Raw genomic sequence first — 12,126 nt, forward strand, 5'->3', positions numbered from 1 at the left:
CATGAGTGCGAAGATCAGGCTGTATGTAGATCACCCTTTGGGTGCGGGGCAATCGGTTCCTTTGACGCGCGAGCAGGCCCATTACCTGTTTGGCGTGATGCGTCTGGCCGTGGGCGGGCAGGTGGCCCTGTTCAACGGCCGCGATGGCGAGTGGCTGGCGCAGGTGGCCGAGGCGGGCAAACGCGGCGGCGTTCTGAGCAGTCTTGAACAGACCCGACCACTGCAACTGCCGCCGGACCTGTGGCTGCTGTTTGCTCCGATCAAGAAGGCGCGCACCGATTTCATCGTCGAAAAGGCGGCCGAGATGGGGGCCGCGAAGATCATGCCGGTCCAGACCGCCTTCACCAATTCCGAACGCATCCGCCAGGACCGTCTGCAGGCCCACGCGGTCGAGGCGGCCGAGCAATGCGGCGGCACCTTCGTGCCCGAGGTCTGCGACCTGCAGCGGCTGGACAAGCTGTTGGACAACTGGCCCGACGGCCGCCAGCTGATGTTCTGCGACGAGGCCGAGGCCGGGTCGGCCCTGCGCCTGGCCGCGCAGGACAAGGGTCGGCCCTGGGCCATCCTGATCGGCCCCGAGGGCGGGTTCTCCGATGCCGAGCGCCAGCGGCTGAAGGATCTGCCGTTCACGCATGTGGTCAGCCTGGGGCCGCGAATCCTGCGGGCCGATACGGCGGCGGTGGCCGCGATGACCCTTTGGCAGCAGTCGCTGGGGGATTGGTCCTGATGCGGCGCCCGGCGCGGCTACGCGAACCCGCTGACGTCCGAAGGGCCGTGTTGTTTTTGGCTTCAAAAGCCGCCGCGCGTGCTTATGTTGCGATTGGGTTTGCCCCTGCCGGGACCTTTTCACTGGTCCTGTTCAGCGATCAGATGGAGGCCGCGTCATGAGTTTTATCCGACCCGAAGCCAAACTGGCCCTGTGGCGCTGGCGCGAGGTGCTGGCCGCCGGGTTCGTTCTGATCCTTGGCCTCAGCTGGATCGGCGGTCCGGGCGGGTTGCTGGGCTGGTTGGGCTGGGTGCTTGTGGTGGTCTCGGTCGCGCTGGCCGTGATCGGCATACAGCGCGCGCGGTTCCGGCTGGGCGCGGGGGGGCCGGGCCTGGTGTCTGTGGATGAAGGGCAGATTGCCTATCTGGGGCCGTTGGACGGCGGCATCGTCGCCACCCGCGAAATCGAGAGCCTGACGCTGGACCCCACCGCCAGCCCCGCGCATTGGGTGCTGCAGCAGCCCGGCCAGCCGCCGCTTCACATTCCCGTGAATGCCGAGGGGGCCGAGGCGCTGTTCGACGTGTTCTCGGCCCTGCCGGGGCTGCGGACCGAGCGGATGCTGTCGGAACTGAGGGCCGGGGCGTCGCATCCGGTGGTGATCTGGGAACGCCACCCCTCGCGTCCGGCACACATCCGATTGAACTGAGGATGCATTGACACCGGGGGAGATTGCGACCACCACTGACCCCCACGACTCGACACATCAGGATCGGAGCACGGTTCATGTCCATCCCTCAGTCCGGCGGCGGGCCGATCGAACGCCACGAACAACTGGCCGAATACCTGGCCGATGGCTGCAAACCCAAAAGCGAATGGCGCATCGGGACCGAGCACGAGAAATTCGGCTATTGCAAGGACACGCTGAAGCCGCTGCCCTATGAAGGCGAACGCTCGATCCTGGCGGTGCTGGAGGGGCTGCGCGATGGGCATGGCTGGACCCCGGTGGAAGAGGCGGGCAAGCTGATCGGGCTGGAAAAGGACGGGGCCAATGTCTCGCTGGAACCGGGCGGGCAGCTGGAACTGTCGGGCGCGCCACTTGAGACCATCCACGAGACCTGCGACGAGGTGAACGCGCATCTGCGTGACGTGAAGGACATCGCCGACAAGATCGGCGTGGGCTTCATCGGGCTGGGCGCCGCACCGATCTGGAAGCACGAGGACATGCCGCTGATGCCCAAGGGCCGGTATGTCCTGATGAACGACTACATGGAAAAGGTCGGCGACATGGGCCGCGCCATGATGCGCCGGACCTGCACGGTTCAGGTCAACATCGATTTCGGCTCCGAGGCGGACATGGTGCAGAAGCTGCGCGTGGCGCTGGCCCTGCAGCCGGTGGCGACCGCGCTGTTTGCCAACTCGCCCTTCTTCGAGGGCAAGCCCAATGGCCACAAAAGCTGGCGCAGTTACATCTGGCGGCATTTGGATGACGCGCGCACCGGCATGTTGCCTTTCGTGTTCGAGGACGGCTTCGGGTTCGAGCGCTACGTAGAATATGCCTTGGATGTGCCGATGTATTTCGTCTATCGCGACGGCAAGTATATCGACGCGCTGGGCCTGTCGTTCCGCGATTTCCTGCAGGGCAAGCTGCCCGCGCTGCCGGGCGAGACGCCGACGCTATCGGATTGGGCCGACCACCTGACCACCGCCTTCCCCGAGGCGCGGATCAAGAAATTCATGGAAATGCGCGGGGCTGACGGCGGCCCGTGGCGCCGCCTGTGCGCGCTGCCCGCCTTCTGGGTGGGGCTGACCTATGACCAGTCCGCGCTGGATGCCGCATGGGATCTGGTCAAGGGCTGGGACGCCGAAACCCGCGAGGGGCTGCGCGTGGCCGCGGCCCGGGACGGGCTGCAGGCGCAGGTCGGCGGCATCGACATGCACGATCTGGCGCGCGAGATGTTGGCCATTGCCGAGTCCGGCCTGAAGGCGCGGGCGCGGCCGGGTGCGGGTGGGCTTGTCCCGGACGAGACGCATTTCCTGAACGCGCTGAAGGAAAGCATCCAGTCCGGCAAAGTACCGGCCGACGAACTGCTCGAGCATTACCACGGCGACTGGCAGGGCGATCTGACGCGGATCTACCCCGAATACAGCTACTGACCGCGACCTGTTGCAATTAGGGGCCTGTTAGCCACTTTCCCGCATCGCGCCTTGTTCGGCGGCGGCGTTTGCGCGATATATTCGGGTCAGGTTTTCCGAGCGTGGTACTGACATGGCGCGTATCAGTGAGCTGCACTATTCCAATGCCTATGCCGCGAGTTCGGGCGTGTCCGAGTTCCTGGAGGTGTCACTTCGCCCGGACGAAGACCCGGCGGATTTCACCGTGTCCTTCTATCAGGCCAACGGGCAGGTCGGGATCGAAATTCCGCTGGACGATCCGGCCATTCAAGTCACCGTGGACCCGGACAACAACGAGATCGTCTATGTCATCTCGGCCGATGATTTCCCGATCCTCTTGACCGACCCGAATGGCGGCGGCCCCAACAATTACGAAGCCTATGCGCTGACCAACACCGCCACGGGTGAGGTGATCGATTTCTACGACATCGGTGGCGGCACGCAGAACATCGTCGCGGTCGATGGGCTGGCGGCCGGGGAAACCTCGGTCAACCTGCTGGTGCTGGTCGGGCCGAACCAGACCACGACGACCCTGCAGTTCAACCAGCCCGATCCTGACACGCTGACATATGGCCCCTTATCGCCCGGGGATACCGGGGCCGCCTGTTTCACGGCAGGAACCTTGGTGGATACCCCCGAGCGGCCCCGCCGGATCGAGACGCTGCAGCCCGGCGACACGGTCCTGACCGTCGATGACGGCCCCTGCCGGGTGCGTTGGATCGGTGGCCGCACGGTGCGCGGTGTCGGCCGGTTCGCGCCGGTGCGCATCCGCGCGGGTGTTCTGGGCGCCACGACAGACATTCTGGTCTCGCCCCAGCACCGCATTCTTTTCGGCGGCTGGCAAGCCCAGCTTCTGTTCGGCGAGGATGAGGTTCTGGTTCCGGCCAAGTCGCTGGTCAACGGCGATACAGTCACCGTGCAGCCCTGCGACATCGTCCGCTATGTCCACCTGTTCTTCGACCGGCACCAGCTGGTCACCACTTCGGGTCTTGTGTCCGAGAGCTTCTTTCCGGGGCAGGAGGCGCTCTTGGGGCTGGAACAGGAGGCCGCACGCGAACTGTTTGCGCTGTTCCCCGAACTTCGGACCCATCCGCAGGGCTATGGCCCCACGATCCGCCCGGTCCGGTGTGATCGACAGGCAGCGGTTCTGCGCGCGACCTGATCGCGCGGCCCGGCCCTCTTGCTTTCGCGCGCTGCTGTGATAGCAGGACAGCAACAGAATTCAGGGGACCGTCATGGACGATCTTAAGGCAAAATACCTGGGTCAGATCGCTGACGCAGGCGACGAAAGCACGCTGGAAGCGATCCGCGTGGCCGCGGTGGGCAAAAAGGGCGAAGTGGCGCTGAAGATGCGCGAACTGGGCAAGATGACGCCCGAGGAACGCCAGGTCGCCGGCCCCGCGCTGAACGCGCTGAAGGACGAGATCAACGCGGCGCTGGCCGCCAAGAAGGCCGCATTGGCCGATGCCGCGCTGGATGAACGTCTGCGGACCGAGTGGCTGGACGTGACGTTGCCCGCGCGCCCGCGCCGCCAGGGCTCGATCCACCCGGTCAGCCAGGCCACCGAGGAACTGACCGCGATCTTTGCCGAGCTTGGCTTTTCCGTCGCCGAAGGCCCCCGGATCGAGACAGACTGGCACAATTTCGACGCCCTGAACATCCCTGGCCACCACCCGGCGCGGGCCGAGATGGACACGTTCTACATGCACCGCGCGCCGGGCGACAATCGCCCGCCGCATGTGCTGCGCACCCATACCTCGCCGGTGCAGATCCGCTCGATGGAGAAGCAGGGCGCTCCGATCCGCGTCATCTGTCCGGGCGGCGTGTACCGCGCCGACTATGACCAGACCCACACGCCGATGTTCCATCAGGTCGAAGGTCTGGCCATCGACAAGGACATCTCGATGGCGAACCTGAAATGGGTTCTGGAGGAATTCGTCAAGGCGTTCTTCGAGGTTGACGACGTCGAACTGCGCTTCCGCGCCTCGCATTTCCCGTTCACAGAACCCTCGGCCGAGGTCGATATCCGCTGTTCCTGGGAAGGCGGCCAACTGAAGATCGGCGAGGGCGACGACTGGATGGAGATTCTGGGCTCGGGCATGGTCCACCCCAAGGTGATCGCCGCAGGCGGGATCGACCCCGAGGTCTATCAGGGCTTTGCCTTCGGCATCGGCATCGACCGTCTGGCGATGCTGAAATACGGCATCCCGGATCTGCGGGCGTTCTTTGACAGCGATCTGCGCTGGCTGCGGCATTATGGGTTTGCGGCGCTGGATATGCCGAACCTGCATGGTGGTTTGAGTAGGTGAGTGGTTCGATCGAACTACAACTTCTCGAATTCATTGACGAATGGAACTCGTCACCCGATAGCCCGCCGGGAGGCGCTTGCATTTTGGTGCCGGACATCCTCTCAGAATTGCAGTGGCCGGACGAATTTGATCGCTCAGACCCAGCACGTTTTGGGCGAAAGGTTCAGATTGAAATGCAGGCTTTGAAAGAAAAGGGATATATCACCTCTGAGCTTCTGTTGAGTGGAGCTTGGACGAGCGTTCGATTGACCAGCGCAGGACACAAATACCTTCAAAGCCTTCGCTCTACGTTGGAGGTCAACCAGAAACCACAGAAAAATGAGAGTTTTTCCTTTCTGGGGATCTTGGGGGCTTTTTGTAGTAAGTATCTCCTCCTGGTCGCCGTGGGGGTCACTATAGCTTTGGTGTTGTTTAGTCTGGGGATTGGCAAGTGACACGCGAGTTGAATACGGCGCGGAGCAAAGGCCGATAGGCCGCCGCGCCATCGCCAGACCGCCCGCACGGGCTGGCGATTTTTCTCCGCCAGCACACCGTTTGAACGTCACATGGACCTGGCCGGCATGAACTGCCCACCACAGCCCGAGGATCGCCACCCTGCGGTCTGGCGATGGCGCGGCTTGGCGCAAAGCGCACAGGTTGGCCCATCCACCCCGCCCAAGGCTTGCACCTTGGCCCATTCTTTGCCATTGCCTGTGCCGACTGGATGTTTGCCAAAAAAGGCCGCGTGCAATGAAATTCACCCTCTCCTGGCTGAAAGACCACCTGGACACCGACGCCTCGGTTGACGAAATCGCCGAGGCGCTGACCGATCTCGGGCTCGAGGTCGAAGAGGTCATCAACCCGGCCGACAAGCTCAAGGATTTTACCCTGGGCTATGTGAAACATGCCGAGAAACACCCCGATGCCGACAAGCTGCGCGTCTGCAAGGTGGACACCGACGAGGGCGAGTTGCAGATCATCTGCGGTGCGCCCAACGCGCGCGAGGGCATTACCGTCGTGGTCTGCAAGCCGGGCACCTACATCCCCGGCCTCGACACCACCATCAGCGTCGGCAAGATCCGCGGCGTCGAAAGCTTTGGCATGATGGCGTCCGAGCGCGAGCTGGAACTGTCGGACGAGCACGACGGCATCATCGAGCTGCCCTCGGGCGAGGTAGGCCAGCGGTTCGTCGACTGGCTGGCCGAGAACGACCCCGCCAAGATCGACCCGGTGATCGAGATCGCCATCACCCCCAACCGCCCCGATGCGCTGGGCGTTGCGGGCATCGCGCGCGATCTGGCGGCGCGGGGTCTGGGCAAGTTGAAGCAGCGCGACTATGCCCCGGTGCCGGGGGATTTCGAAAGCCCGATCAAGGTGACGATCGAAGACGACACGCTGGATGGCTGCCCGCATTTCACCGGCCGCCTGATCCGCGGCGTCAAGAACGGCCCCAGCCCGCAATGGCTGCAGGATCAGCTGAAGGCGATCGGCCTGCGTCCGATCTCGGCCTTGGTGGACATCACCAACTACATGACCTTCGACAGCAACCGCCCGCTGCACGTCTTTGACGCCGACAAGGTCAAGGGCAACCTGCGGGTGCACCGGGCCAAGGGCGGTGAGAAACTGGTGGCGCTGGACGAAAAGGAATACACGCTGCAGCCCGGCATGATGGTGATTTCCGACGACAACGGCCCGGAATCCATCGCCGGCATCATGGGCGGGCAAGAGACCGGCTGTACCGAAGACACGGTGAACGTGTTCCTGGAAAGCGCCTTCTGGGATCATGTCCAGATCGCGCTGGCGGGGCGCGCGCTCAAGATCAACTCGGACGCGCGGTACCGGTTCGAACGCGGGGTCGATCCGGCATACACGCTGGAAGGGTTGGAGCACGCGACCCAGATGATCCTGGATATCTGCGGCGGCGAGGTTTCGAAGGTGGTCGAGGCCGGCAAGGCGCCGGACCATTCGCGCGCCTATCGGCTGGATGCGGCGCGGGTGCAGTCGCTGGTGGGCATGGACATCCCCGAAAGCGAGCAGCGCCAGACCCTGACGCGGCTGGGCTTCCGGCTGGAAGGCGATATGGCCCATGTGCCCAGTTGGCGCCCCGACATCCAAGGCGAGGCCGATCTGGTCGAGGAGGTTGCCCGCATCGCTTCGCTGACCAAGCTGCAGTGCAAGCCGCTGCTGCGCGTCACGGACGGTATTCCCAAGCCGGTGATGACTCCGGCCCAGCGGCGTCAGTCGATGGCGCGGCGCACTTGCGCGGCGCTGGGGTACAATGAATGCGTCAGCTATACCTTCATCGATAGGGCCTCGGCCGCGCTGTTCGGCGGCGGCGATGACGCGACAATGCTGGAAAACCCGATCTCGTCCGAAATGAGCCACATGCGCCCGGACCTGCTGCCCGGCCTGCTGCAGGCCGCGGCCCGCAACCAGGCGCGTGGCTTTGCCGATTTGGCCTTGTTCGAGGTCGGCCCCGTCTTTTTCGGCGGTGAACCCGGCGAGGAACGCACCCAGATCGCGGGCCTTCTGGTCGGACGGACCGGACCCAAGGATGTGCATGGCACCACCCGCGCGGTCGATGTTTTCGATGCCAAGGCCGATGCCGAGGCTGTGCTGGCCGCCATCGGTGCCCCGGCCAAGGTGCAGATCCTGCGTGATGGCGACGCCTGGTGGCATCCGGGCCGCCACGGCAAGATCTGCCTGGGCCCCAAAAAGGCGCTGGGCGTGTTCGGCGAACTTCATCCGCGCGTGCTGCAGCAGCTGGACATCAAGGGTCCGGCCGTGGCCTTCACCATCTGGCCGGACGAGGTGCCGCTGCCGCGCAAATCCGGCACCACCCGCTCGGCGCTGGAACTGCGCGACCTGCAGGCGGTCGAGCGTGACTTTGCCTTTGTCGTCGATGCCGATGTCGAGGCGCTGACGCTTGTGAATGCCGCTGCCGGAGCCGACAAGGCGCTGATCGAAGAGGTGCGCGTGTTCGATGAGTTCATCGGCGGCAGCTTGGGTGAGGGCAAGAAATCTCTGGCCATCACCGTGCGTCTGCAGCCGACGGAAAAGACTCTGAAGGAAAAAGACATCGAGACGGTGGCGGAAAAGATCATCGCCAAGGTCACCAAGGCCACCGGCGGCGTTCTGCGCGGCTGAGGTGGCGTGAACCCGAAGTGACACGCGCGCCTGCGGCGCGCGTGTTTCATTTTGCGAAGAACTCCGCCAGCAGGTCAAAGACCAGCCGGATGCGGCGGCTGGTATGCAGTTCGCGATGGGTGGTCAGCCAGATCGGGAACCGCAGCGGCTCCATGTCGGGAAGCACACGCTCCATACCCGGCGTGGCATTGCCCACCGGCTCGGACATGGGCGCGATGCCAAAGCCCTGCCGGGCAAACTCCCACGCGACGATGCCGTTCTGCGACCCCAGCCGGAAGTTTTCTTCCGTGAGGTGCAGGCCGATCGGTTCGAAATAGGCGATCATCTGGGCTGTGTCGCCGAAACTGATGAACTCGTGCCGGGACAAGTCTGACAGTGATTTGGGACGTCCAGCGCGGTTCAGGTAGGCGGAGGCGGCATAGAAATGCCCGTCAGCCTCTTGCACCAGTTTTGCGATCAGGTCTGGCTGGTCGGGGCGGACATGGCGGATGGCGATATCCGCCTCGCGCCGCATCAGATCGCGGATGTCGTTCGCGGCGATCACGTCGATCCGCAGTTTCGGAGCCTGCGCGCGGATCTTGCGCAGCAGATCCGGCAAGATATAGGCCGACATCACGTCGCTTGCGGTGATCCGCACCTGCCCCTCGATCGACTGCGCCTGACCGGACGCCGCCAGCGCAATGCGATCTGCAGCTGCGCCCATGGTCCGTGTGTGCTCCAACAGCTCGATCCCGGCGGTGGTGATCTGAAGTGACCGGCCGACCCGTTCGAACAGCATCACGCCCAGGTCGGATTCAAGCGCGGCGATCTGGCGGCTGAGGGTCGGTTGTGTCTGGTCCAATCGTCGTGCCGCCGCCGAAAGCGAGCCGGTCTCGGCCGTGGCCAGAAAGGCGCGGATATGGTTCCAGTCGAATTTGCGCGGATCATCCATGCATGAATGTATAAAGATTCTGCGAATTTCGGCAATTCACCTTTGAAACGCGTATCACTACCTTGCGCTCAAAGGAGAGCCGACATGACCGCCACAACCAAATTCTGGGATGGTATCGCCGAGAAATACGCGAAATCCCCGATCCGGGACATGGAGTCCTACGAGCACACGTTGCAACGCACGGTGTCCTATTTGAAGCCGACCGATCAGGTGCTGGAACTGGGCTGCGGAACGGGGCGCACCGCGCTTCGGCTGTCCCGCCATGCGGCTACGATCACGGCGAGCGATGTCTCTCCAGGCATGTTGGCCGTGGGGCAGAGGCTGGCCCAAGAGGAGCAGATCGAAAACGTCGTCTTTGTCGAGGCAGACGCGAACCGCCCCCCGAATGGGACCTTTGATGTGGTAATGGCGTTCAATCTGCTACACCTGATCCGGGATCTCGACGCGACGCTGGCCGGGGTTCATGAGGTGTTGAAACCCGGCGGCCTGTTCATTTCAAAAACGCCGTGTCTTGCCCAAGGTGGTTTGGGGTTCAAGTTCGGCTTGCTGAAGCTGCTGCTGCCGGTCATGCAGCTTTTGGGCAAGGCGCCATTCGTCAGCCAGTTCGACATCAAGACGCTGGAAACGACCATTGAAAGGGCCGGGTTCGAGATCATCGAAAGCGGGAATTTCCCGGCGAAACCGCCCTCGCGCTATCTGGTGGCCCGCAAGCTGTGAAGCCAGCGCCGCATCGGCAGGCAACTTCCGCGTTGGGCTTTGCGGGATTGGGCAGTAAACAGGGCCAGAAGCAAAATGAGGAGGCTGCAATGGGATTGAATGTCTACCTGTCGGGCGAGATCCACACGGATTGGCGCGAACAGATCATCGAAGGCGCGCAAGGGTTGGACGTCACGTTCAACAGCCCAGTGACCGATCATGCGGCCAGCGACGATTGCGGAGTCGCCATTCTGGGGGCCGAGCCGAACAAGTACTGGCACGACCACAAAGGCGCGATGGTCAACGCGATCCGAACCCGCAAGGGGATCGCCGATGCCGATGTCGTCGTGGTGCGGTTCGGGGACAAGTACAAACAGTGGAACGCGGCTTTTGATGCGGGCTATGCTGCCGCCTTGGGCAAGTCGATCATCGTGCTGCACGGCCCCGAACATCAACATGCGCTGAAAGAGGTCGATGCTGCCGCGTTAGCGGTGGCCGAAGAGCCGCGCCAGGTGGTCGAGATCCTGCGATATGTTCTGACCGGGAAGCTGCCCGGTTGACCGGAACAGAGGCTGCAGCCCGACACGTGTTCGGTATATTTACAGGCTGGCCGCGGCGACAGTCGGCAGCCCGGGCTGCATCTCGGTCCGGAGGATTTTTTGGTTCTGCAATTCGGCCGTGCGCCCCAAGCATGAACGATGCCCAAAAGATGCATTTTGGGGAAAAGTTTGTGCTGTTTCCCATGAAATACTGCACAAGGTTCGTGGAAAAGAGATATCGAATGATGCGTATATGCGCGAATTGAAACGCACGGGGACGAAATGCTCGAGGAATTCAAATCATTTGTTGCCAAGGGCAATGTCATGGATATGGCTGTCGGTATCATCATCGGGGCAGCTTTTACCGCAATCGTCACTTCGCTGGTCGGCGATCTGATCAACCCGCTCATCGGGCTGTTCACGGGTGGCGTCGACTTTACCAACAACTATGCCGTTCTGGCCGGCGATGTTCCGGAAGGTGCCAGCCTCGAGGCTGCGAGGGAAACCGGCGCTTCGATTTTTGCCTATGGGGCGTTCATCATGGCGGTCATCAACTTTTTGATCATCGCCTGGGTGGTCTTCCTTCTGGTCAAGATGGTGAACCGGGTGAAGGATGCCGCTGCGAAACAAGAAGAGTCAGCCGAAGAGGCGCCGGCAGGACCCAGCGAGTTGGATATTCTCATGGAGATCCGCGACGCTTTGAAAACATAAGTGCGCTTTCGGCAACCCGTTCGGGGTTGCCGTTCCGAAACAGACGGGAGGGGACAGATGGATCAAGCAATGGATATGGCGGGCCAGGCGTGGCCGTTGGTGATCAGCGCGGGCAAGGCGCTGATCGTTCTTGTTTTAGGGTGGATCGCTGCGGGGTCGATTTCGGGCGTTGTCCGAAATCGTATCAACCGGACCCCGCAGATAGACCCGACCCTTGGGAATTTCGCCGCCAGTACGGTCAAATGGGTGATCTTGGCCATTGTCCTGGTCGCCGTACTTGGCATCTTCGGCATTCAGGCAACCAGCATCGTGGCCATTCTGGGCGCCGCCTCGCTGGCGATCGGTCTTGCGCTGCAAGGTACGCTCAGCGATCTTGCCGCCGGTGTGATGCTGGTCGTGTTCCGGCCTTACAAGCTGGGTCAGTTTGTCGATATCGGCGGGACGGCGGGAACGGTGAAAGACCTGAATCTGTTCACCACCGAACTGGTGACGCCGGACAACGTGCAGATCATCGTACCGAACGGTCAGGCCTGGGGGTCGATCATCACCAACTACTCGGCCCATGATACGCGGCGCGTCGACCTGGTGTTCGGGATCGACTATGGCGACAGCGCCGACGAGGCGATGAAGATCATTCTGGATGTCGCAAAGGCGGATGGCCGCGTTCATGCCGACCCCGAGCCCTGGGTGCGGGTGACCAATCTGGGCGACAGCTCGGTCGATCTGACCGCGCGCCTTTGGTGTGCCGCCGCCGACTATTGGGACGTCAAGTTCGATCTGACCAAGGCGGTGAAAGAGGCGTTCGATGCCAAGGGCATCTCGATCCCCTATCCGCATTCGGTGGAGATCCACAAAGAGGGCTGAGCGCTCCCGCCCGTCAGTCGGGCATTGGAAATGCCCTGTTTCGGTTGGGCGTGGCGCCGCGCGTTTCGCGCG

Annotated in this window: 12 protein-coding genes; 11 read left to right on the forward strand and 1 reads right to left on the reverse strand. The window is 62.9% G+C overall.

The genetic code is table 11. The annotated features are described in order from the left end of the window. The first annotated feature begins 1 nt into the window (after nt 1). The 7 genes from AC2FNS_RS08145 to pheT all read left to right on the forward strand — a co-directional run bounded on the left by AC2FNS_RS08145 (nt 2) and on the right by pheT (nt 8,313). Complete coding sequence (locus AC2FNS_RS08145; RefSeq protein WP_496712246.1) at nt 2–727, forward strand: 16S rRNA (uracil(1498)-N(3))-methyltransferase; 726 nt, start codon at nt 2–4, stop codon at nt 725–727. 157 nt (nt 728–884) lie between these two features. Continuing rightward, nucleotides 885–1,412, forward strand: coding sequence for a hypothetical protein (locus AC2FNS_RS08150; protein ID WP_496712247.1), 528 nt, complete (start codon nt 885–887; stop codon nt 1,410–1,412). A 77-nt stretch (nt 1,413–1,489) separates the two neighbouring features. Continuing rightward, the gene (locus AC2FNS_RS08155; RefSeq protein ID WP_496797582.1) at nt 1,490–2,860 is read left to right on the forward strand and encodes a glutamate--cysteine ligase; all 1,371 of its coding nucleotides are present in this window, start codon (nt 1,490–1,492) and stop codon (nt 2,858–2,860) included. Between the two features lie 112 nt (nt 2,861–2,972). Next, complete coding sequence (locus AC2FNS_RS08160) at nt 2,973–4,040, forward strand: Hint domain-containing protein (RefSeq protein WP_496803814.1); 1,068 nt, start codon at nt 2,973–2,975, stop codon at nt 4,038–4,040. 73 nt (nt 4,041–4,113) lie between these two features. After that, nucleotides 4,114–5,187, forward strand: coding sequence for a phenylalanine--tRNA ligase subunit alpha (gene pheS, locus AC2FNS_RS08165; RefSeq protein WP_496712251.1), 1,074 nt, complete (start codon nt 4,114–4,116; stop codon nt 5,185–5,187). Next, nucleotides 5,184–5,621: a hypothetical protein gene (locus tag AC2FNS_RS08170; protein ID WP_496712252.1), complete on the forward strand. Its 438-nt coding sequence runs from the start codon at nt 5,184–5,186 to the stop codon at nt 5,619–5,621. The genes pheS and AC2FNS_RS08170 overlap by 4 nt, the downstream gene beginning before the upstream one ends. Nucleotides 5,622–5,916: 295 nt before the next feature. Further along, nucleotides 5,917–8,313, forward strand: a complete 2,397-nt coding sequence (pheT, locus tag AC2FNS_RS08175; protein ID WP_496803815.1) for a phenylalanine--tRNA ligase subunit beta — start codon at nt 5,917–5,919, stop codon at nt 8,311–8,313. 46 nt (nt 8,314–8,359) lie between these two features. Here pheT and AC2FNS_RS08180 read toward each other — a convergent pair whose 3' ends face one another. After that, a complete protein-coding gene (locus AC2FNS_RS08180) occupies nt 8,360–9,244 on the reverse strand; it encodes a LysR family transcriptional regulator (RefSeq protein WP_496681811.1) in 885 nt (294 codons plus the stop codon). Between the two features lie 84 nt (nt 9,245–9,328). Between AC2FNS_RS08180 and AC2FNS_RS08185 the strand changes: the two genes are divergently transcribed. The 4 genes from AC2FNS_RS08185 to AC2FNS_RS08200 all read left to right on the forward strand — a co-directional run bounded on the left by AC2FNS_RS08185 (nt 9,329) and on the right by AC2FNS_RS08200 (nt 12,054). Continuing rightward, on the forward strand, nt 9,329–9,961 hold the full coding sequence (locus AC2FNS_RS08185) for a class I SAM-dependent methyltransferase (RefSeq protein ID WP_496712254.1): 633 nt from the start codon (nt 9,329–9,331) through the stop codon (nt 9,959–9,961). 89 nt (nt 9,962–10,050) lie between these two features. Further along, on the forward strand, nt 10,051–10,500 hold the full coding sequence (locus AC2FNS_RS08190; RefSeq protein ID WP_005979113.1) for a YtoQ family protein: 450 nt from the start codon (nt 10,051–10,053) through the stop codon (nt 10,498–10,500). A gap of 261 nt (nt 10,501–10,761) precedes the next feature. After that, nucleotides 10,762–11,190, forward strand: coding sequence for a large conductance mechanosensitive channel protein MscL (gene mscL / locus AC2FNS_RS08195; RefSeq protein ID WP_496681808.1), 429 nt, complete (start codon nt 10,762–10,764; stop codon nt 11,188–11,190). A 57-nt stretch (nt 11,191–11,247) separates the two neighbouring features. After that, nucleotides 11,248–12,054: a mechanosensitive ion channel family protein gene (locus AC2FNS_RS08200; RefSeq protein ID WP_496681805.1), complete on the forward strand. Its 807-nt coding sequence runs from the start codon at nt 11,248–11,250 to the stop codon at nt 12,052–12,054. The last annotated feature ends 72 nt before the right edge of the window (nt 12,055–12,126 follow it).

The organism is Ruegeria sp. BHSA191 (assembly GCF_059613325.1).